The 23,675-nt window shown below is 35.6% G+C and carries 15 protein-coding genes, 3 pseudogenes and 2 riboswitches; of the genes and pseudogenes, 8 read left to right on the top strand and 10 right to left on the bottom strand.

All coding sequences use genetic code 11. The features are described 5' to 3' along the window. Nucleotides 1–149: 149 nt before the first annotated feature. Nucleotides 150–1,478 (bottom strand): magnesium transporter, encoded by a 1,329-nt coding sequence (gene mgtE, locus ABH955_RS19860; RefSeq protein ID WP_404449782.1) that lies wholly within the window; start codon nt 1,476–1,478, stop codon nt 150–152. Between the two features lie 277 nt (nt 1,479–1,755). Then, nucleotides 1,756–1,923, bottom strand: a riboswitch (M-box (ykoK) riboswitch). 520 nt (nt 1,924–2,443) lie between these two features. Next, a riboswitch (M-box (ykoK) riboswitch) is annotated at nt 2,444–2,620 on the top strand. A 188-nt stretch (nt 2,621–2,808) separates the two neighbouring features. Here mgtE and ABH955_RS19855 point away from each other — a divergent pair. After that, complete coding sequence (locus tag ABH955_RS19855; protein WP_404449784.1) at nt 2,809–3,936, top strand: FtsW/RodA/SpoVE family cell cycle protein; 1,128 nt, start codon at nt 2,809–2,811, stop codon at nt 3,934–3,936. A 116-nt stretch (nt 3,937–4,052) separates the two neighbouring features. Here the strand turns inward: ABH955_RS19855 and ABH955_RS19850 are convergent. The 4 genes and pseudogenes from ABH955_RS19850 to ABH955_RS19835 all read right to left on the bottom strand — a co-directional run. Then, nucleotides 4,053–4,133: pseudogene (locus ABH955_RS19850) on the bottom strand (serine hydrolase); the annotation flags it as partial. 157 nt (nt 4,134–4,290) lie between these two features. Next, a complete protein-coding gene (locus ABH955_RS19845) occupies nt 4,291–5,277 on the bottom strand; it encodes a choloylglycine hydrolase family protein (protein ID WP_404491549.1) in 987 nt (328 codons plus the stop codon). Between the two features lie 107 nt (nt 5,278–5,384). Further along, nucleotides 5,385–6,917: an alpha/beta hydrolase gene (locus ABH955_RS19840; RefSeq protein ID WP_404449788.1), complete on the bottom strand. Its 1,533-nt coding sequence runs from the start codon at nt 6,915–6,917 to the stop codon at nt 5,385–5,387. Nucleotides 6,918–7,389: 472 nt separating this feature from the next. Next, nucleotides 7,390–7,608: pseudogene (locus ABH955_RS19835) on the bottom strand (hypothetical protein); the annotation flags it as partial. Nucleotides 7,609–7,990: 382 nt separating this feature from the next. On the opposite strand from ABH955_RS19835, the gene uptA reads away from it, so the two are divergent. The 4 genes and pseudogenes from uptA to ABH955_RS19815 all read left to right on the top strand — a co-directional run bounded on the left by uptA (nt 7,991) and on the right by ABH955_RS19815 (nt 12,673). Continuing rightward, nucleotides 7,991–8,587 carry an undecaprenyl phosphate transporter UptA gene (gene uptA / locus ABH955_RS19830; RefSeq protein WP_003203054.1) on the top strand — a complete coding sequence of 199 codons (597 nt, stop codon included), beginning with the start codon at nt 7,991–7,993 and terminating at the stop codon, nt 8,585–8,587. Between the two features lie 118 nt (nt 8,588–8,705). Then, nucleotides 8,706–10,139, top strand: a complete 1,434-nt coding sequence (locus tag ABH955_RS19825; RefSeq protein ID WP_404457114.1) for an IS4 family transposase — start codon at nt 8,706–8,708, stop codon at nt 10,137–10,139. A 472-nt stretch (nt 10,140–10,611) separates the two neighbouring features. After that, entirely contained in the window at nt 10,612–11,004 is a 393-nt protein-coding gene (locus ABH955_RS19820; RefSeq protein ID WP_088039022.1) for a GtrA family protein, read from the top strand. A 237-nt stretch (nt 11,005–11,241) separates the two neighbouring features. Beyond that, nucleotides 11,242–12,673: pseudogene (locus tag ABH955_RS19815) on the top strand (IS4 family transposase). A 153-nt stretch (nt 12,674–12,826) separates the two neighbouring features. Here ABH955_RS19815 and ABH955_RS19810 read toward each other — a convergent pair. The 3 genes from ABH955_RS19810 to ABH955_RS19800 all read right to left on the bottom strand — a co-directional run bounded on the left by ABH955_RS19810 (nt 12,827) and on the right by ABH955_RS19800 (nt 15,956). Further along, a complete protein-coding gene (locus tag ABH955_RS19810) occupies nt 12,827–13,627 on the bottom strand; it encodes a CPBP family intramembrane glutamic endopeptidase (protein WP_404449794.1) in 801 nt (266 codons plus the stop codon). A gap of 109 nt (nt 13,628–13,736) precedes the next feature. Further along, nucleotides 13,737–14,531, bottom strand: a complete 795-nt coding sequence (locus tag ABH955_RS19805) for a MerR family transcriptional regulator (protein ID WP_404449808.1) — start codon at nt 14,529–14,531, stop codon at nt 13,737–13,739. Nucleotides 14,532–14,750: 219 nt separating this feature from the next. Continuing rightward, a complete protein-coding gene (locus ABH955_RS19800) occupies nt 14,751–15,956 on the bottom strand; it encodes a serine hydrolase domain-containing protein (protein ID WP_404457115.1) in 1,206 nt (401 codons plus the stop codon). Between the two features lie 150 nt (nt 15,957–16,106). Between ABH955_RS19800 and ABH955_RS19795 the strand changes: the two genes are divergently transcribed. Then, entirely contained in the window at nt 16,107–16,706 is a 600-nt protein-coding gene (locus tag ABH955_RS19795) for a TetR/AcrR family transcriptional regulator (RefSeq protein ID WP_404449798.1), read from the top strand. Nucleotides 16,707–17,484: 778 nt separating this feature from the next. Here the strand turns inward: ABH955_RS19795 and ABH955_RS19790 are convergent. Both ABH955_RS19790 and ABH955_RS19785 read right to left on the bottom strand, forming a co-directional pair. Further along, nucleotides 17,485–19,230, bottom strand: coding sequence for an ABC transporter ATP-binding protein (locus ABH955_RS19790; protein WP_404457117.1), 1,746 nt, complete (start codon nt 19,228–19,230; stop codon nt 17,485–17,487). Beyond that, the gene (locus ABH955_RS19785; RefSeq protein WP_404491548.1) at nt 19,227–20,984 is read right to left on the bottom strand and encodes an ABC transporter ATP-binding protein; all 1,758 of its coding nucleotides are present in this window, start codon (nt 20,982–20,984) and stop codon (nt 19,227–19,229) included. Before ABH955_RS19785 ends, ABH955_RS19790 begins: the two co-directional genes overlap by 4 nt. A 333-nt stretch (nt 20,985–21,317) precedes the next feature. Here ABH955_RS19785 and ABH955_RS19780 point away from each other — a divergent pair, with 333 nt between their 5' ends. Next, on the top strand, nt 21,318–22,187 hold the full coding sequence (locus tag ABH955_RS19780; RefSeq protein ID WP_404449804.1) for a LysR family transcriptional regulator: 870 nt from the start codon (nt 21,318–21,320) through the stop codon (nt 22,185–22,187). 606 nt (nt 22,188–22,793) lie between these two features. After that, the gene (locus ABH955_RS19775; protein WP_113770574.1) at nt 22,794–23,477 is read left to right on the top strand and encodes a GTP pyrophosphokinase; all 684 of its coding nucleotides are present in this window, start codon (nt 22,794–22,796) and stop codon (nt 23,475–23,477) included. Nucleotides 23,478–23,675: the final 198 nt, after the last annotated feature.

The raw sequence follows: 23,675 nt of genomic DNA, 5'->3' as shown, positions 1-23,675 counted from the left end.
CCGGCATTAATTACATTCAATGAATCCTTTAAGATATTATTTTCCTAAAGACAAAAGTGTTTGTTTCCCTCATTCCCGAGTTCCCCACTATGTCTTTGCAAGCAAAGCAAAATACTTATTCTACATTTCGTATTTATTTCAGTGTATATTTACAAATTTAATAACGTTTTTGCAACCATGAAATAAATTACTAATCCTGTTCCGTCAACAAATGTTGTAATAAATGGACCAGAAACGACTGCAGGATCTAATTTTAATTTTCTCAGAATCAAGGGTAAAACAGCTGCAACAATAGAGGCCCAAATAACAATAAATAATAAAGTGATTGCTACAACTTGTGCAACTTCTGTTCCAACTCCTAGCATATAAGCACGAGTGAGCCCAGCTACCCCAAGTGCAAGTCCGAGAAGCATGCCAATTGCAAGTTCCTTTTTCATTACACGGAAAATGTCTTTAAATTTCACCTCTCCAATACCGATTGCACGAGTAATTGTTGCTACAACCTGTGTTCCTGTATTTCCTCCAGTACCTACTAATAACGGTACAAAGAAAGCTAAGGCAACTACTGTTTCAATTTCGTCTTCAAAATACTTTAGTACTGTACCTGTATATGCTTCAGCAACAAAAAGAAGCAATAACCATGGTAGACGTTTGAAGAAAATGCTCCAAATACTAGATTCAAAGTAAGATTGATTTAACGGTTCACTTCCGCCTAACTTTTGGATATCTTCTGTAGCTTCTGCTTCCATAACATTCATTACGTCATCAAATGTTATAATACCAATCATTTCATTTTTCGCTGTTGTTACGGGTAATGCTGCTAAATTATAATTCAGTAGCTTTTTTACAACTTCTTGCTGATCAACTTCAGCGTGTACTGAAATTACCTCTTGAATCATGATAGTAGATAATATCTCTTCATCTGCTGCTAGTAATAACTCATGTATGGAAACGATTCCCTTAAGATAACCATGACTATCAAGAACATAGATATAAGATATTGATTCTACATTTTCAGAATGTTCCCTAATGTACTTCAATGTCATTTTTACTGACCAATTCCCTCTAACTGCAACAAAATCACTTGTGACAAGACTTCCTGCCGTTTCAGGTTTGAAAGCCATTAATTTTTTTACATTATGTTTTGTAATTTTATTTAAATACGCCATTAATTTAGCTTGTTTTTCCGGATGAACCGCTAGAAGTAGATCTACTGTTTCATCAATCGGTTGTAAATCTAGTAACTTTTTAGCTTTGTTTTCAGATAAGTGAATTAAGATATTATATTTTTCTTCTGTACTCAAATGTTGAAGGATTTTTGAGCTTTTTAATACAGGAATCTTATCTAGTAATATGACTTGATCTTCAATTGAAAACCGTTTTACTTCTTGCGCAACATCATACGACGGATGACGTAAAACTTTCTCTGCATCCAAATTATTTTGGGTTACAAGTAATTCATTTAATAATTTCTTCATGTTAACTCCTCCTTATATTGCTAAGGGAGACTCTAGAGTTTCATGAGTGGTTTTGTGTTATTTTATCTGTCTAAAATTTTTATTAGAGCATTAATAGTTACATTGCAATCAATTTATTATTTAGAACTACCTCCTTTTTGAATATAGACAAGATAAAAATAAATAACATTAAACAAAAAAACCTTTACTCAAAAAGGAGTAAAGGTTTTTTACAATACAAATAAATGATTATTAAGACAGCTCTGCAAAAATCCCAGAGGTGCCTTTCTATCAAATCGTATACCACTCCCTCGTTGAGTTTTAGCACTGTATAGCATAGGTTTTTATAACCAGCTACATTAAAAAGGGCCTTAATCCGACCGTTCCTGTTGACCCATTGGCGTCTCTCGACATTTTTGGGCAGCAGCGTTTCTCTATACAGGAGCCTCACCTAACAAAGATTATTGAATTACTTCAAAATTTAAACCAGAATTTAATATTTGTCAACTAACTTTCGATTCGATTTATAATACATTCTTTTTTAGAGAAATGTAATTCAATTCTATTGTAAATTTGAAATTCAACTTAAAAGATATAAAATTTAAATACAATTAGTTCGAAGAAACGTTATAAAATATATGAAATTTCGTATAGGAAACTTATTGTTTATGATCAATTTGTAACTTTATAGCAGGAGTTGAATCATTAGTCATACCGTACTTCAAAAGAACATTCTTCAAAAATCTTATTTTATGATTAAAATCTTCTTTACTGTTTATCAAATTTATATGGTTAAACTACTCAATCAAATTATACACTACAGGCTGAAAATATGTATCTATACGAGATGATTAAATACATTTCCTCCTATTATTTCTCAAAATTCATAAAACAGTAAAAAATATAAAATTAGCAATATGCTTACTTGACAAGCAAAAAAAAAATATTTATGCTGGCTACACGAAACAAATACATAAAATTTATATTGCTAAACCTGTTAGGTGAGGCTCCTATACAAACACAGGCTATTGCCCAAAAATGTCGAAAGACGCCAATGGGTAGAACAGGAATTGTCGGATTAAGGCTCTTCTTAAGATAGCTAAGTAATCAATTTCCATTACTTTACGTTGTATAGTGCCAAAGCTCTACTAGGGGGAGGAAAGCTTTATTTAGTCATGCCAATTTAAATCCCCCCTAGTATGTAACTAGGGGGGATTTTTGCGTAAGAAAACTGGGTGTAAGCGATAGAATCTTTCAAAACAAAAATACTATTTAGTAGTTGATGAGAACAAGTTTCTACTCATTAGCAAATGTAATATTAAGTGTTAATGTAAATCAGGAGGATATTAAAATGAAAAAAATATTAAAACTCGATTATCTATTGCTCCTCCCTCTATTCATAACATGTACTTTAGGTATTATCATGATGTATAGCGCGAGCTCCATTGTTGCTGTTCAACATTACGGTTATAACAGTAGGCATTTTGTTGATTCTCAATTAACAAAGCTATTTTTAGGAACAATAGGGTTAATAGTTTGTGCTATTCTCCCATATGAAATATGGAAAAAACGAATAGTCTCTATCTGTATTATGGTTGGGGGAATTTTTTTATTAATTATGGTTTTGTGGAAAGGAAAAGTGGTAAATAATGCTCAATCATGGATCTTTGGAATACAGCCAGCTGAATTTCTTAAATTAGGAACAATACTTGTAACAGCCCGTTTTTTTGCATTACGACAAGAACAAGCTAAAAAGATTTGGAGTGGTAGCGGAAAACTTTTATTTTTTTTAGCTGCAATTTTTTTTCTAATCTATAAACAGCCAAACTTAGGATCTGCACTTTTAATATTAGGTATAGGTTTTAGCATATTTCTTTGCTCTGGAATAAATGTAAATCTATTAATTAAAAGAATTATAATCAGTTCTATTTTTTGGTTACCTTTTTTATACTTTTTAATTCAATTTAGCTTGTCAGAAGTCCAAAAGACACGTATTACTACAATTCTCAATCCCTTTGTTGATGCGCAAGGAAAAGGATATCAGCTTGTAAATTCTTTTATTGCCATTGGCTCTGGAGGAATTACTGGACGTGGATTCGGAAATAGCATTCAAAAAACCGGTTATCTTCCAGAACCACATACTGATTTTATAATGGCAATAGTTTCTGAAGAACTAGGGTTTATTGGTGTATTTATTGTATTGGCAGGGGTTTTAACTATCGTTCTTCGTTCCTTAAAAATTGCACAACTATGTGTAGATCCATTCGGAAGTTTTATAGCAATTGGTATAGGATGTATGATTGGTATGCAATCCATTGTAAATTTAGGTGGTATTACGGGACTATTCCCTCTTACTGGTACCCCATTTCCATTTGTTAGTTTTGGTGGAAGTTCTTTAATGGTCAATTTAATAGCAATAGGAATATTGCTTAATATTTCAATTTTCAATAAAATTAGGTTTAATAATTACAATATGTAATTTTTTATATAATTCTATTTTTTGGAGATTATAAAATTTAACCTCATTGAGCAATCTATGTTCAAATAATTTCTAATTAGATTTTTAACTGTATGAATATTAATTTTAATACCATAAAAGGCAGGAGCTTTTGGTGAAAACTTATTAAATGATTGTTTAATCGATGTATGTGTCTTTTCATTATATGTATTATTCATCTCAATCACATACCCTTCACCTAAAATGATTAGAAATATATTGACTTGTTATTTTTCTTATATTGAATTTCATTGGACCACTTTTGTATTGTCGTATCGCCTATAAAAAAAAGAAAACTTAATTAAGTTTTCTTTTTTTATGTTATTCCAAATCCGATTAGTTTTCATAAAATATCTTATGTTTCCGCTGGAACGGATAAGTTTTAATTTCATCTGTATCTAAATTTTCATGAAATAAATGAATAGCTATAATTTGCCTACAATCATAGGTATGGTAATAATATGTACCAGACTCCATACACATTGCGCTTGTATAAATGGTATTATCTAATGTACCTTCTTCCGTTATTACTCCACCTTTTGGAACCTCACAATTTGATAAGATATGAAAAATGGCCGATATGCCCTCTTCTTCGTTATCTATACCTTGAATATTTTGTTTGCCATACGCTGCCCGAACAAACCTTGATGGTGGGGTGAAATCCCCAGGGAGCCCCATCGAACCAGAACCTTGTCCAAAAGCACTTAATAGTACATCCCCCCATTGTGTTGGCGCATATGGCTGCGATTTAAGACCGATATATTGTCTTAAATTTTGTAGATGCCAGTTAAACTCAGGACTATTGGTCATTACCCCAAGAGGATTATCATATATTTTTATTCCTTCAGTTGTCGGCTCTAGTACAATACAATCTCCCCATTTATCCGCTAAAATCCAATGTAGCGGTGGAGTAACCCCTAAAACAGGTAATGGTACATCCAAAAAGGAAATACTATCTACAGAGTTCTTTAATTCTTCGACAGAATTGAATTGTGTGAGACTCCATGCCACAAAATCAAATGGAGCCAGATTCGTTTGATTTTCATCTATACTGTTACTATAACTTGCGAATCCTGGAAAATAGAGTGTTGCACATGTCATACCTGATTCATTTACTCCGTCCGCCAGGATGATCCTTCCTTGATGGTTAATCCCCATCCCTACAACAGCTTGTTTCGCCTCGATGGTTTCACCAGTTATATTGTTCCATTGATAACTTCGAGGAACTATTATTACTTCTTGATTGAAATCTAATGTAAAATCCATCGTTCTTGCAAAAAGATGCTGACCGCTTTTGGTCTGTAATGTCAAACTGGTACACATAAAGAACACCCCTTTATTTAGTTTCTTTGAACAAAAACCATTTAATTTCTATTCTTAAGTTAATAGGCATGTATCGTGACCTCTATTAAAAAATATGGTTGCTAATTTTATTTCGATCTTCCTTGCACCCAAGCAGCAATATCATTTATAACATACTCAGGGATATTAGCAGGACTATAATATTCATCCGGTTTACTTAACTCCCCATCTCCTTCTGTAAAGAAGTGATTTAACTTTGGATATAGTCGATAATCAACGTTATCTCGCTCTTTTAATTGTTCTTTCCAAAGAGGAATTTCGATTTTTGATTGAACTTGATAGTCTCTTTCTCCTTGAATAATAAGAAGCGGTGTCTTTTGTTCTTTTGACATTTCTGCTGCTTTAATTTTACGAATAGAATCCCAAAATACTGCTGATCCTAAATAAAAATCTTTTGGAGGATTCTGACTAGAGAAATTGGGATCATTTAATAATTCAAATTGCGATTTGTAAAATTTATATTCATCCGGTTTCATTGCTCCAACGGAAAAAAGATACTCAAATTGATCTAAAACAACATCTTGGATCGTACGGGCTGGTCCTCCCATCACGATTGCCCCAGCAATATTTTGATTTTGGTCTTTTTCAATCATTTTCGGAAGCATCATTCCACCTTGACTATGACCAAGAATATAAATTTGATTCTTATCTATCATAGGTTCATTTTGAAGAAAATGAGTCACAAGAAGAGCATCATCTGTTGTCTCTTTATCAACTGTATAAAAAGGACTGGACTGTGTTTTCAATCCATGTTCATAAGTTCGTTTATTATAGCGAAGGACAGCAATTCCTTTCGAGGCAAGACCTTCAGCCAAATCGCGAAATGGTTTTAAAGCAAACGCTGTTTCATCCTGATCGGTTGCTCCAGATCCTTGCACAAGAATAACTGCTGGGAAAGGACCCTTTCCCTTCGGAACAGACAATGTTCCTGGTAATGGAAACGCACCACTTCCAACTACTACTTCTTTATCAATGAATGATTCAGGCTTACTATATGATGGACGCTCTGCAACAGGACTATACGACATGCTAAGTTGAAAATCATCTATTTTTCCAGATGGATCTAGTCTAATTAGTAAAGGTACTGTAAATTGTTCAAAGGCTAATTTAATCTCTACATTTGTATGAACGGAATTTGTCTCTTTTTGTGTTACCTCTCCAATTCCCATAAAAGTACCTGCTTGTAATTGCACAGGGAGTCCCTTCCAATAGCTCTTCAGCCATTCTTCGGATATTATTTTCTGTAATGATCGAGAAGTTAAATCAATTGCAGATTTATAATCTTCTGTATCCAGATAACGGATAAATGAAAGGGTAGTAGCTATAACAGGGTTTTCATCGTCAGTATTGCCTATTTTTTTTATATTTGTGTTTGTTTCCTTTAATGTCGAAATAAATTGGTGATAGAATGGATTTTTATATGTACCAGGATATAAGCTTGATTTCAATACATCCATATTCCGTCCCTCATACAAACTTGAAGAACTCGCGAAATTTTTAGGTGAAATTACTTCCTCCGCATATGAAACTGAAGGAATAGTTATTGCACAAATGGCACTGACAAGTAATAACTTATTCCCTATTTTCTTTTTCGTGCTCATATTTATTAATTCTCCCTTCAAAATTAAGATTTTTTAATACAGCATGCCATGTTCTATAAGGAAAATTAAAATTATCAAAGAGATTAATATTCTACTTTATGATCCCCCCTAACAGATTAAAAAGCTAATATAAACAAACTTCAATAAAAAATGCCTTCACCCTCTTTTTTTGATTGGATTTTTGAGTGACATGGAAGGACCAAGCTGAATCACATGTAGCTGACATAAGGTATACAGGTACACCGGTATCCAACAGTGAATATAAAATCTCAGTAGCAATGCTCTTTTGAATTTCTTTTTTTCTTGTTATTTGATTAATAAAAAGAGAGCACTCCTCAGTAAGTGCTCTCTCGTAAAAAGTATCAGTAATTCTATTCGTAACCAATCTGCACACCATTCTCACATTCGCAATACGCATTATCTCTAAGGTGTTTTTAATGCGTAATTTCTATTTAATAAAGAAAAACATTTATTAACGAGCATTTTCCAATACTTTTATTAAGTCATTTACATTTTCAATTTTCTGCTGAAATTTATCAAGTCTGGTATGTAGCAATGAAGGATTGTTATCTTCTTTTGAAATAACTTGTTTTAATTCTTGATCTAAATGATCATACGCATCAAAAAAAACATCAAATTCTACACTCACAAGTTCTTCATTTTCACGATAAAATCTTTTTGCTTCTATGCGGGCTATGACAAAAAAACTGACACTTCCCCTACTAGGGGGAGCACCACATGCCCATCAACTTAAGAAATTGGTTGTTCCCCAAAACGAAAAAAATAAGTTGAATTCTCATAAATAACTATAAAATAATAAAATTTTACGTTTTTTGGAGACTTCAAAGTATTAGCTTGATGGACATTAGTACTAACCCTAGAAGGAATGAGTTTTTTGTTTTACAACTGATAATGGGTGCTATGTAAAAGAAGACCAGTACATAACAAAGAAATCTTTATCATATTTTACTATGAATAATTTGTATATTATGTAAAATAAAGAGGTACCCGGAATAAGGTATTTCTTTATTTTTTTAGTATGTTTAAAAATTTTGTATATGGTAGGTGTAAAGATGTTAGGTAATTTAATCCATTCAATCTTAGTTTTTTTAGAAGGACTTGGTTATTGGGGAGTTATGCTTGGACTAATGATTGAAATAATCCCAAGTGAAATTGTGCTAGCTTATGCTGGATATTTAGTATCATCGGGAAGTATATCGTTTTTCGGTGCTGTTGTATTCGGTACAATTGGTGGAGTTATAGCACAACTATTTATATACTGGATTGGTCGTTATGGAGGTAGACCAGTACTTGAGCGTTATGGAAAATATATTTTCATTCAAAAAAAGCATATTGATCATGCGGAAGCATGGTTCAATCGTTATGGAACTGGTGTAATATTTACAGCACGTTTCATTCCTTTTGTACGCCATGCTATTTCAATACCTGCAGGTATTGCTAAAATGTCACATGTTAGATTTATTACGCTTACTACACTTGCAATTATTCCTTGGTCGGCATTATTTGTATATTTAGGCTGGAAACTGGGTGAAAAGTGGGAGAATATAAATGAAGTAGCAGGACCCTATATTAAATATTTTGCTATTACTGCAGTGGCTCTTGCTGTGTTCTATTTTGTTGTAAAAAAATTAATGAGAAGACGTGGCTAGTAATTTATTATTAGGGGCCACCATACATTACTATCAACCTAAGATGAATTTATACCCATAATTCATAGAAAGCGTTATTCTTTTTGTAGAAATATACAGAAAGGATGGCGTTTTTTGTATGAATCTATCGATTCAAGATGAGTTTCATTTGTTTGCTGAAGAACTACAGCGATATCTATCTCCACATATTCTTCAACAACTCGCACAAGAGACAGGTTTTGTAAAACGTAAAAGTAAGTATGGCGCACGAGATTTGGCTGCCTTATGTATCTGGATCAGTCAACAGGTAGCAAGCGATTCTCTTACTCGATTATGTAGTCAGCTTTATGCAAATACAGCTACACTTATAAGTCCAGAAGGACTTAATCAACGTTTTAACCGATGTGCTGTTTTATTTCTACAACGTGTATTTTCCCTTTTAATCAAAAGCAAATTAAACGATTCGTCTCAAATCTCAAATCAATACACCTCTTATTTTCAACGTATACGTATTTTAGATGCTACTATTTTTCAAGTACCCAATCATTTAGCTTCTATTTATCCTGGTTCAGGAGGATGTGCACAGACAGCTGGTATTAAGATTCAACTAGAGTATGATTTACATAGTGGGAAATTCCTCAATTTTCAAATGGAACCAGGTAAAAATAATGATAAAACCTTTGGTACAGAATGTTTGGATACCTTACGACCAGGAGATTTATGTATCCGAGATTTAGGATACTTTTCTCTAAAAGATTTAGATCAGATGGATCAACGAGGGGTATTCTATGTTTCACGGTTGAAATTAAATAATAGAGTATATGTGAAAAATGAATCTCCAGAATTCTTTCGGGATGGGACAGTAAAAAAGCAATCTTTATATGCTTTACTTGACCTTGAACATGTCATGCATCAGATAAAACCAGGAGATACTTATGAAATTCAGAATGCCTATGTTGGACAACAAAAATTACCCTCACGGGTTGTAATATATAGACTCACATCAACTCAAGTTCATAAACGTAGGAAACAGCAAACTTATGTTGAAAAGAAAAAAGGGGTTACATACTCTGAAAAAAGTAAACGTTTAACAGAAATCAATGTTTATATTACCAACATCCCATGGGAAATTGTTCCGATGGAACATGTTCACGAGATTTACTCTCTACGTTGGCAAATAGAGATTGTATTTAAAACATGGAAATCTCTTTTTGGTATCAATCATTGTCACAATATTAAGCGAGAGCGTCTAGAATGTCATCTTTATGGACAGTTAATCGCTATTTTTCTTTGTTCCTCCACTATGTTCAAAATGCGACAGCTGTTACTACAGAAAAAACAAAAAGAATTAAGTGAATATAAAGCAATTTATATGATTCAAGATCATCTGTACTTAGTATATGAAGCTATACAACAAGACACTCAAGAAGTATCAAAAATTTTTCTTCGTCTGTTTGACCTCTTACAGAAAAACGGACGGAAATCCCATCGATATGAGAAAAAGACAGTTTTTGATATTTTAGGCGTTGTTTATCAGTGCACTATATCCAATCTAAATAAGAAAATTGCATAACTTTTAAAAATACACCTTATTAAGGTTTATTTGGAATGCGTATTTTTAAAAACAAATAAACAAAATATCAAGCATGTAGGTAACAAGAACGGAAGTTCATGGAATACCCAACCTTAGCTTGATGGGCATGGGGTCGCACCACATCGCTATCAAGCTAAAGATTTATTGCAACCCCCAGAACGAAATTTTTAGACTGTCTTGTAATAAAAAAAGTTGGCTGTCTGTGTGTAACTTCTCAATGATTTATAAAACCCTCCTACGAAACTGCCTCCTATTGTAGAGTTTTTCCTGTATATTGGAAAATTAAATTTGGAATGTACCTAATTTAACCATTTAGTATATAATAGTATCTAGAAAATAAAGGAAAATCAAAAAGTTTGTTTTTAATTATAGCCCTGGATATTTCTCAGTGTGTATTAGTATATTGAGTTTATAAAGGACTAATTAAATTGTAGATAGGGAGAAGATTAAATTGAAAGTGTTTAATAAACAAGTGCTTCGTTTTATTTTAGTGGGATGCACAAATACCCTGAATTATTACATATTCTATCTTTTATTAAGCCAATTAATAGGGTTAAATTATTTATCAGCACATATTATTGCTACTGTAATAGGCATAATAGGTTCTTTTTTTCTGAATACGTACTTTACTTACAAAACAAAACCGACTTTAAAGAAATTTTTACAATTCCCATTAACATATGCTGTTAATATTGCAGTTACAACTATCGGCATTTATATTTTAGTTGACTTAGTAGGTTTAAATGAAATAATTTCACCTTTCCTAGCATCACTGACTGCGATACCTTTTACATATTTATTATCGAAAAAAATATTAGTTACGAAAATCGAAAGAATAGTATAGGGAGAAATTTGCATAGGAAGCAACATTTTTATACCTAATGAAACTTGTAATGGATGAAGTGGCTGCAGAATTGGAGTGAAATAATAGTGAAGACTGGTCTCTTAGAAACCAGCTTTTAAAATACTAACTAACAATGTGTTCTTAAGGGTCAATCAAAATAAACAATACAAATACCCTCTAAAATGAAAAAATGCGCTATTCTTTCTGTAGAATCATAGGAAAGGATGGCGTTTTTGTATGTCTATTTCTGTATCTGATGAACTACAACTATTTGCTCAAGAGATTCAAAGCTTTTTATCTCCAAATATCTTACGAGATCTTGCTAGAGATGTTGGTTTTGTACAACGAACCAGTAAGTATCAAGCCAAGGATTTAGTCGCTTTATGTGTATGGGTGAGCCAAAATGTCGCTACGACTTCTTTAACTCAGTTATCTAGCTGTTTGGAAGCATCAACGGAAGTGCTCATCAGTCCTGAGGGACTGAATCAACGATTTAATAAAGCGGCCGTCCAATTTTTACAACACATATTAGCTGAACTACTAAACCAAAAATTGGTCTCGTCTATGCCGATTTCTTCTCCATATACTTCTGTTTTCAAGCGTATTCGTATTTTAGACTCAACTGCATTTCAACTTCCAGATCCCTTTGCATTCATTTATCCGGGTGCAGGAGGATGCAGCCATACGGCGGGGATAAAGATCCAACTTGAGTATGATCTATTAAGTGGACAGTTCCTACATATTCATACAGGTCCAGGTAAACAACATGATCGAACCTACGGTTCTCTGTGTGCCCCAACTGTAACAGCGAATGATTTTATGTATCCGAGATTTAGGTTATTTTCATTTGAAAGATCTTCAACATATACAAGATAAAAAGGCTTACTATATCTCTCGTATCAAGTCGAATACACGTATTTATCAAAAAAATCCCAATCCCGATTATTTTCAAGATGGAAGAATCAAGAAAGGTACAGAGTATATACAGATAGATATGGAGATCTTAATGAACTCTCTTCAACCAGGACAAACATGTGAAATATCCAACGCTTATGTAGGAATGACTGATAAAGTACCAACTCGTGTGATTGTTCATCGACTTACAGAAGAACAACAAAAAAAACGTCTACAAGATCAAGCTGTTCGAGAGAAAAAGAAAGGAATGAAGTATTCTTCTCGTAGTAAACGACTCAGTGGTATCAATGTATATATGACAAACACCCCTACAGATATTGTCCCGATGGGACAAGTACATGATTGGTATTCTTGACGTTGGCAAATCGAGATTTTATTTAAAACATGGAAATCATTTTTTCATATTCATCATTGTAAAAAGATAAAACGAGAACGATTGGAATGCCATTTGTATGGACAACTGATTGCCATTCTACTCTGTTCTTCTACCATGTTTCAAATGCGGCAATTACTTCTTATGAAGAAGAAACGAGAACTGAGTGAATATAAGGCCATATATATGATTAAAGATTATTTTCTTCTTCTTTTCCAAGCTATACAGAAAGACACCCAAGAGCTATCAAAGATTTTAATTCGCCTGTTCAACCTCTTACAGCAAAACGGGAGAAAATCTCATCGATATGAGAAGAAAACAGTCTTTGATATATTAGGTGTCGTTTACAATTGTACCATGTCTGATAATCAAGCCGCTTAATTCAAAAAAGTGAAACCCGTTAGGGTTTATTTCGTATGCAAATCTTTCAATCACCTACACTTGCCCTTTAGAAAAAAGAAACAATCTCACCTAAAATTGACTTTGCATAAGCTTAGCTTGATAGTGATGGGGTAGCACCACATGCCCATCAACTTAAGGTATATTTCCATACAATACTTTCTTTGGATTTATAATGATGATTAAAACTGCTACTGCTAAATAAAAAATTGCGTTATACATGATTAAATCTATTAAGTTTCCATTTATTATGCCAATAAAAAAATTAAAGAATTGATGGATGATGATTGGGATGATTAAATTCTGATTCAAGTTATAAAATGCTGTCATGACGATCTTAATGGATATGATTGAAATCATAAAGAATAGAATATATTTGATTAAATCAATGCCCACAAACCCTGTAGTAAACCATATAGGTAGATGCCACATCCCCCACCAAAATCCTATGATTATCGAAGCCTTTAAAGGCGAATGTTTCTTTTGAAGCTCAATTTGAGCGAAACCTCTCCACCCTATTTCTTCTCCTAGTGGCCCTGCAAGAAAATTTTTAAAAAAGAAATAGATCAGTATTCCCCATGAAGATATAGTAAAAATAGAGTCTACTTCACTATTATTAGATACGAGAAACAAAATCATCAAAAATATGAAGGCTTGAATCATACTCACGGTAAGAATCACAGAAAATTTAAGTTTATTCTTGAATTTATATTTTACAAATTGTATAAAACTCTGCTCAGGATAGATTTTTTTAAATAGCGCTGCAAAAGCAAAGGTTGAGGACCAAGATGATATACAGAACATTACATCAAAGACCCATGCAGGAAATCCTAACATGCTTATGACCCCTACAAGAAAAAAAAGTGGCAAAAAAATGATATTGGTTAATAGAATAAAACTTGTTACTGGTTTTTTTAGTTTCTTTTCTCTATTCATGCATAATCCCCGCTTCAAACTAAGTATTTCGTAAATATATTGACGCTCATATTTACTAATACCTTCAGCTTAAACCTAGGGGTTACTCACAGGTCAATACATATCTGCATTATTTTATAGGTGCATAAATTTCTAAAAATATACGTTCAAGTCCATCTTCATAAGTGGTAAGTAATAGATTTATATAAACTAGCCCCAACAGTTCATACCCTTTTTCTATTGCTACTTTTCTTAAACTAGCTTCTACGTTATGATCAATACTTTTCCCATCAGTTGACCATCTTCCATCTTCAATAACTGTATAAATACATTTTGGATGAGATAGAATTTCACCTTTTATTTCTTTATCAAAGTCTTCTACTTTTCTTACAATTATAAATTTATCTTCTATAATACCCACTTCATTGAAACTTATCACTCTCCTTAATGATGTTAGAGTAACTGCTTTTTTTAAGCTGTCTGTGTTCTTTTTTAGAGTTTCATATTCATCATACGCAGTAAAATGTTCTATTTCCCCTTTTATTTCTAAAGGCTTCATTTCTTTTACTGTGTATTCTCCTAAGAATTGTTTAATTTTTTCGCAATCTTCTTTTACTACCTGAAGCTTTTTTAAAAGAAGCTTTTTATATTCTATTTCCTCTAAAACATCTTGTTCTTTCTCTTCTAATAATGATTTTATTCCCTCTATACTCTTACTTTTTCTTAATTCCTGGATTTTTTTAATTTCAATATCAATTTCTCTATAGAAATTTACTGTTGTTATATCATATATATCAAAATGATTATATTTTCTATACCCATTCTCAATATTTTGTTTAGGCTTTACTAATTCCTTTTCTTCATAAAATTTTAAGGTATCTCTGGATACACCTAAAAATTTAGCTACTTGTCCAATTGGGTACATCATACTCTCCTCTATCATTGCTACATATTCTTTATGATGTTTCATTTTATCAGTACGTCGAAAAATAATAATATTATAGGTTTTATTATAAGGCGTACCGCCCACATTTTAAGAAAAAAGATGGCTCGCTTTATACTTAATATTTACTCCACTATTCATAGCCAAAAAACTATACAAAATGAAAATATCCCTAACTATTTTCACGTATCTTTAATTTTTTCATAGACAACTGTATAAAGCCTTTCTTAGTGCAAGTTCTCTTGGTTCATTGGCCATGCCAAATCCATGTTTGTTCATCGCGTAAGCATAACCTAACTTTTCATCTGGATCGGCAAAACAGAATGATCCTCCTGCGCCTGGGTGACCAAAAGAGCTTTCACTTCGCCCGAATTTCATATCTGAAAAGTGTTTCCAAAATCCCAAAGAATAGGCTATGTTTATACAATTCACATGATCATAATACCCTGATGTCGGAGGGATAGCCCTTTTCCTTAATTCATTTATTGTTTCTTCCCTTAATCCGAGAGTTTTTGCACCACTAGCAAAAGCACCATAAATTTTTGCCATTGCTCTTACTTGCCCCACACCATTTCCAGAAGGGAATTCTATAGATAAAATAGGACGATGATTAAAATTATCATTTGCTACGAATTTTTTTGGATCTACTAAACTTCTAGCTACTAATGACTTTGTATTAAGAAAACTAAGTAACATTTTTATAGGTAACTTTGTCATCCCCTTAAGTAATTGAATGGGGTGATTTATTCCTTCAATAGTTGTTATTTTCTCTTCAGAAATATCTTTAGGAAGACCAATATAAAACTCTGCTTTTAGTGGTTCTGCGATTTCTTCTTGAAAGAAATCTTTTAGGGTCCTATGTTTAGGGTCTGTTCTTTTAATCAGTTCTCCAATTAAGGTTCCAATTGTCCAGGCATGATAGCCTTGAATTTTCCCAACCTCCCAAGCAGGTTTGCTTGCAGCAAGGAAATTTGATAGACGAGAGGTATCTAAGTCTTCTAACATATCAATTTTAAGTTCATTGAGAGGTGACAAGCCAGCTTGATGTGCTAAGAGCTGTCTAACGGTTATTTTGTCTTTTCCATTCTGAGCAAACTCAGGCCAATATGAACACACTTTCTCATCATAGTTAATGTAACCTCTCGAATGCGCTAAACTTAAAGCCAATGCAGCAAAACCTTTTGTAGCTGAAAACACTTGAACAAGTGTATCTTTTTCCCATTCCGCACGAGTTTGTCGATCTCGATATCCACCCCATAAATCAACGACTGCTTCATTATTAATGTATACAGAAAAGCCCGCTCCAACTTCCCCTCTCTCACTAAAGTTTCTAATGAACTCATCCTTTACCAGTTCAAATCCCGGTGCAACAAATCCATGAATTAATATATTATTTTTTTTTGCCATGTCTTCTCCCCTTTATTTGGTATAATTTGACCTTTTATCACAGCTAACATTTATGTATTTACAAAATACAAATAATTCAATAAAATAAACCTATCAGATATTTGACTAAATGTCTATAAATAGTCAAATAAAAATAGGTGGGGATACATTATGGCAAGAATTTCATCTGAGCAGAGAAAACAGATACATGAAAATCTTCTCGTTAAGAGTAAAGAACTGTTTATTCAATATGGATTCTCTAAAACTAGTATTGATGACATAGTAAATGCATGTGGAATCGCAAAGGGTTCTTTTTATTCATATTATTCATCAAAAGAAGAATTGTTTTACGCAGTATTGCGAAAAGAGGAAGAAATAAAAAGTACAATTATTTCAGAAATTATGTGTGAGTCTCTACCGCCAAAAGAACTTTTAATTCGTTTCTTTGAATTATCTTTTAAAACTATAGAACAAAATTCATTTTTACAAAGTCTTTATCAAAGAGGTGAATATGATCGAATTGTGAAAAGACTTCCTAAGGAACTTCTAGATAAACATGCAAAGGAAGATTTAAATAGTTCTTTAGAGTTTGTGAAATTTTTACAGGAAAAAGGTGTTACAGAAGATGATCCCGAAGTACTTATTGGCCTTTTTCGGACAACCATACTTATTCCATTACATCGTCAAGAGATTGGAGAACCGACTTTTTCGAAGATGATGAAAAAGATGATCGAATGTTTATCAGAAGGTCTAACAAAACATAAAGAGTAATTTTCATTTATAGGGTGCTTTAATGGAAGAGGGATCATAGAAATGAACAGACTTTTTTATAAAAGAATGAATCAATTAAATAAAGTAAGAGCGTGTTTCGAACAATTTCAGAAGACATAGGTCATTTATCTCTTTGTTCTGTACCCATCAAAGATTTCCACAATACGAGGTCAATTCATCTTGTTTCTCGTACAGAAAAGATAGAACGAGCTCTTTTTAAAACATTTATGACTTAGCCTCCCATATCTATCAACCTAACAGAAAAGGTTGCCCCAAAACGATAAAAATGAACTTCGGCGCTGTAAAAAACACAAAATTATCGTTTAGGGGGTACTTTAAAGTCTTAGCTTGATATCGATGTGGCGGTACCCATAAAAAACCAAATTCTTTTACTTTATGCAATTTCTATAAGCGGTTCAGTTAGGATTTCATATTGAAGTTTTTAGTTTATGTATTTATTTACACTTGAATTAGTAATAGCAAACATAACACAATTGGAATCTTATTTTTCTTCAGGAGCCAATGACAATAATGAGAAATTTAAAGAGACATATTGATTACTCTTATCACTCATTAAAACAAAGTTTATTCAACTGAATATTATGTTTTTTATAAAATAATACAAACCCTGATACAATATGACTATACTGTATCAGGGGTAATTTTTGATGTTGCACTATCTTCTAACACATATGATAAATATAGTTATTAAATGGTGGAGATTAGTTAGGCCAAGACCCTTTCCACGCATTGTGCGCACTTTTGGAATGGTGGTCTACTAACCATTAACAGCCGCGAATTGGCTGTTATACAGATTAGCGTAGTACCCGCCGCGCTCCAGCAGCTGTTCATGACTGCCACTCTCGACAACATCCCCGTCCTTCATGTAGAGAATCATATCGGCCTCACGGATCGTCGACAGACGGTGGGCGATGACGAAGCTCGTTCTGCCTTCCATCATCTTCAGGAACGCCGCCTGGATACGTATCTCCGTCAGCGTATCGATGCTGCTCGTCGCTTCGTCGAGAATTAGCATAGGCGAATCAACCAGCATAACCCGAGCGATCGTCAAGAGCTGTTTCTGTCCCTGGGACAAGCTGTCGCCGAAACCGTTGATTACTGTATTATAGCCCTTCGGCAGCCGCTTGATGAAACTGTGGGCGTTAGCTGCCTTAGCGGCAGCGATAACCTCCTCCTGGCTAGCATTCGGTTTCCCGTAGGCGATATTGTCATGAATTGTCCCGCCAAACAACCAAGTATCCTGTAGCACCATCCCAAAGGTATGGCGTAAGCTGTCACGGGCCATGTCGTTAATGTTAATACCGTCTATCATAATCTCGCCGGAATCAACATCATAGAATCGCATTAACAGATTCACTAGCGTTGTCTTGCCAGCACCGGTCTGTCCCACAATTGCGACACGTGTGCTTGGTTCGACAACTAGGTTCAAATCGGTAATAAGGGGACGGTCAGGCTGGTAAGCGAACTTCACATGATGGAATGTAATCGTCCCCTGCTTAGCTGAGATATGAACTGCATCTTCAGCGTCCGATGACTCCGCCGATTCATCAAGTACCTGGAAGATACGTTGTGCCGAGGCCGTAGCTGATTGCAACTGTGTAATTATTCCGGTAATCTCGTTGAACGGTTTAGCGAACAGATTGGCATAAATCAGGAAGCTCGATAGTCCCCCGACCGATATTCTAGACATAATGACCATAATACTCCCAATTAATGCGATGATTGAGAAGGTAACATTGTTCACGAAACGGGTGGATGGATTCGACAGAGAGCTGACAAATTGTGATTTTACCCCGGTGTGATACAATTCATCATTTTGCGCTGTAAACTCCGCAAAAGAGTGGTCTTCATAACGGAAGGCCTGAACAACCTTCTGCCCGCCGATCATCTCCTCGACATAGCCATTCAGCCCACCCAATATACGGGCCTGATCATGAAATAACTGCTGGGAGTGCATCGTGATGAACCGCGCTACGAAGAAAGTCACTGGTGCAGATAACAGCACGACGACGGTCATGAGCGGATTCGTATACAACATGAGCGCGATCGCCCCGATGATTGTAACAACACCGGTTAATAATGTGGAGAATCCTTGCAGCAACCCGTCCGATATGGCATCCATATCGTTTACGAATCGGCTGATGCTGTCCCCTTGCGGATGATTATCATGATATTTCAGTGGCAGTACATTCAGCCTGTCGAACATTTCGCTGCGCAAATCATTTACTGTTTGATTAGCAAGTCGATTCGTAAGATATGTCAACAACCAACCGAACAAGCCTCCGATGAGATACACCAGACTAAGCTGGATAAGCAGTCTGAATATGTCCGCGAACTCAACAGCATCCTTGCCGACCATATGGTCGATCGTAATCCCAATCATAAATGGACCGATCAAGCTGGAAGCTACGCTAATAATCGCACTAATGAAGGCCCAGATTGTATACCTTTTATATTTTCCTGTATAAATTAGTAGTCTTCCCCATGTTTGCTTCATGTTCATTGTTGTCCTACCTCCTCATTAGAGAACTGTGAGCGGCAAATCTCTTGATAGACACTACAATCTCGCTTGAGTTCAGCGTGGGTGCCGATGCCAGCAATCCGTCCGTCTTCGATGACTATGATTTTATCCGCCTGCTGCACGGTGCTAACCCGCTGCGAGACGATGAATACCGTAATTCCCTGGCTGTTTTCCCGGATCGACCTTCTTAACGCCACATCTGTGGCAAAATCAAGTGCACTCGAAGAATCATCAAGGATGAGAATATCGGGACTGGCAACAATTGCCCGGGCGATTGTTAAGCGCTGCTTCTGCCCACCCGACAGATTAAGTCCGCCCCTGGACACAAGAGTGTTATAGCCTTCTGGCATTTTCGTTATGAATTCATCGGCCTGGGCAATGATAGCTGCCCGCTTGACCTCTTGATCCGAAGCTAATTCGTTGCCCCAACGGATATTATCGGCAATCGTCCCTGTGAAGAGCAGTGCCTTCTGCGGAACGATCCCGATCTCGCCGCGTAGTTCATGTAGACTATAATCCCTTACATCAATTCCGTTGACGAGTATTTGTCCGGAGGTAGCGTCATAAAATCTCGGAATCAAGTTCACAAATGTAGATTTGCCTGAACCAGTACCACCGATAATTCCCACAGTCTCGCCATGTTTTATCTCCACCGATATATCTGTCAGTGCCGGTTCACTCGTTGTACTATATCCGAAGGAAACATGATTAAATGTAACAGCAGGACCATCCTTCTTGTCTTCTATTTTCGCTACAGACTGTTTTCGCTCCTCAGGCGCAAGGTCAGCGATGGAAGGAACGGTTTCGAACACCTCATTTATCCGTGATGCTGAGGACGCTGCCTTGGTAAAAATAATAATCAGATTCGACACGACGATCAAAGCGAGCAAAATTTGCGTTACGTAGTTAATAAAGGCGATGACCTCGCCAGAAGATAATGTCCCCGCATTAATATGGAAACCACCAATCCATAGAATAGCGATAATTGCCCCGTTGACAACAACCGTCGTTGCCGGATTAAGCAGCGCAGAAACCCGCCCTACTCGGATTGCAGTGGCCGTAATGTCGTTGGAAGTTTCGCGAAATCTCACCTTCTCGGCCTGTCTCTTGGCGAACGCACGGATGACGCGAACTCCCGTCAAATTTTCGCTCAATACTAGTGTGATTCTGTCCAACTTCTTCTGATATAACCGATACATAGGTGCTGTTTTGGTAATTATCAAATATAGAATAATAGCAAACACTGGTGTTGCCGCAATCAGAACAAGCGATAGTCTAAAATCAAGCAGCATCGACATAATGATTGCACCCATGCAAATGAACGGGGCACGAATCACAAGCCGAATCAGCATCGCTACTGCAATCTGGAGCTGATTGACATCATTTGTGATACGGTTGATCAATGATGGTGTCCCAAAGCGGTCAATCTCAGTATAAGACAGCGTCGAGATATGCCGGAACAGCGTATTACGTAGTGTTGTACCGAACCCCTGTGATGCCCGGGCTGCATAATATTGACAAATCAGCGAGCTACCGAAGCCCAGTATCGACATGACGACCATTAAACCACCCATCTTCCATACATAAGCGATATCATGCCTGCCTATTCCATGGTTCACAATCAGGGCCATAATCGTCGGCAGAAGAAGCTCGAAAATTGCTTCCACCAGCTTAAAGAAAGGGCCAAGAATACTTTCCTTCTTGTAAGGTTTTAAAAATGTTGTGAGTCTAAACAAAGTATCATCCCCATCATAATTGTTATAAAGGTCGCTTTTGATTATGAAGTGATTTCGATATCGAATCTTGAATTCACCTGGGCATTCCGGCGCTCACGTACAAACTGTGTACGCTCCGCTCCTCGCAGCCTAGCTTCATCCAAATTTCTCAGTACTAAAAAGCGGCCATTCTGAACTTGGACTAAAATATTCAATTTAATGCAATTCAAAAGGTTTGACGAAATTTATTTACAGGATATGATTAAAAAATAACACAACATCTTCCATATTAATAATATTTGATTAGTATCTAATCTATATGAAATTAATATGGCAATTCAAAAGGAGAACCTTATGGACATTAGGCAATTGAAATACTTCCTGATGATTGCGGAAGAAGGACAGATTACCTCGGCCGCCAAAAAACTGCAAATGGCTCAACCCCCGCTCAGCCAGCAGCTTAAGCTGTTGGAGGAGGAGCTTGGCGTAAAGCTGGTAGAGCGCGGTGCGCGCAGTATCCGACTCACGGACGCCGGGGAGATTCTGCGCCGCAGAGCGCAGCAAATTGTAGATTTAACAGATTCGACGTCAAGAGAGGTCAGTGACTTTGCCAAAGGATTGAAGGGAACATTGGCAATTGGAACGGTTTCCTCCTCCGGAGCAACGTTATTAAAGGATAGATTATCCGAATTTCACAAAGCTTACACCGGGATCAAATTTGAAATCCATGAAGGAAACACGTTCAGGGTCATTGAATTGCTACAGAGTGGGGTAATCGAACTGGGAATCGTCAGAACTCCCTTTCATAATGCGGGGATGGGATACAAATGTGCGGAAAACGAGCCAATGATCGCCGTGATGACCCCGGAGCTGGATTGGAGCAGCGGGCGGGATGCAATCCAAATCGAAGAGCTGCACGAGCGTCCTCTGGTCATTTACCGCCGATTCGAACAGCTGATTCGCGAGACTTGTCAGAAAGCCGGCTTCGAGCCAAACCTATTCTGTAAAAATGATGATGCACGTACCACCCTACTATGGGCCAATGCCGGCCTCGGAATCGGAATTATCCCGAAATCCGCGTTTGAGCTGGCGAACCACAGTAGTATGATCTATAAGGAAATCAACAGTCCTTCCCTCCAGACCAGGATCGCGGCAATCTGGATTAAGGACCGTTACATGTCCTCATTGGCCAGAAAGTTCCTGGAAAATTTCAGTAAGGAATAATAAAAGTAAGAATATGACCTGTTTTTACACGTATCTCGGCTTTATCCCATTAATAGCATAATCTCACGTATTTGAGATAAAGATAATTGTTAGTATGTAAGCTTCAAGTTACGAAAGAGTGGAGAAAGTCTAAAATCTTTAGCAACTTGTTTTATTGTGGTTTCACGGTTTACTAGATGCGCGGCGGATTTTTTATACAAAGCTAGGTGCCCCTCAATCACAGGTTCCAGTTCAGGAAGTTTCCTTTTTAAAGCCATACCGAGACTCCTTTGTATGATGTACTGAGATAGTCAGTAGAGGCTGATTGCCCAGCTACAAACGAGTTGTTTATCAAAGATAAATCTGCAGTGCTCTAAGCGATTTATTTGTGCATAGGAAAGTAATCTACTCATATAACTATGTGATCATCCTGCAACAGGGCGACCACTCACCTCCACATGATTTGTAGTTTTCTGGTATCTCTGTAATTTAGGAATATAAAAAAACGCACAAAGCGAACGAATCCCCTTCCGTTTTGTGCCGTGAACGAAAGGAATGAATATAACTATGAATAAACCCATCCAGATAAATAAATTGAATGCAATAAAAGCGAAATTGAGAAGGTTTATGCTGGCCTATAAATTTGCTTTGGATGAAATGAATACGAAAATAAATATTTTAAAAGAGGAGTTTCAGCATATTCACGATTACAATCCAATCGAACATACAACTTCACGCTTAAAATCTCCCGAAGGTATTTTTAATAAAGTATTAAGAAAAAACATCGAGTTATCTTTTCTAGCAATAAAGGATCAAGTGAAAGATATTGCAGGTATTCGAATTACGTGTTCATTTAGATCGGATATTTACCGTCTGAGTGAGATGCTTTGCAATCAAAAGGATATTGAGGTTATTGAATGTAAGGATTATATAAAAGAGCCAAAATCAAACGGTTATCAAAGCCTACACTTAATCGTGAAAGTACCAGTATATATGTCAGACAGAGAAGAAAGAGTTTATGTAGAGATACAAATCAGGACGATTGCCATGGACTTTTGGGCAAGTTTGGAACACAAAATCTACTATAAATATAACAATACAGTTCCTGAAAGACTCACGTCAGAATTAAAAGAAGCCGCTATAGTTGCGACCGAATTAGATTTGAAAATGGAAGCTCTTCATCACGAAGTACGCGAATTAAAATCAAGTGAAGAAGAGGAGCTAACCGAACTTCATCTCGCACAAAATCATTTTAACATTCCAATGCAGCTGATAGAAATGGTGAATAAAGAGATAAGTGAGAATAAGTAAAGGAATAAATACATTCTAGGATTCAATCCGTATATATTGAACACCTATTTTTAACTAGTTGGTTTATTTAACATATGACTGATTCAAAAGAGTTATCCTGACAGATGTTTTATTAAAAAGGCCATTTCATTAATGAAATGGTCTTTTTAATATACCTGTCTTGATGATACGATTCACTCTTTATTGAAACAAATGAGC

The organism is Bacillus sp. RC240 (assembly GCF_044907945.1).
Lineage (GTDB): Bacteria > Bacillota > Bacilli > Bacillales > Bacillaceae_G > Bacillus_A > Bacillus_A mycoides.
Note: the sequence above shows the minus strand (reverse complement) of the source record. Positions and strands in the feature narration are given on the sequence as shown.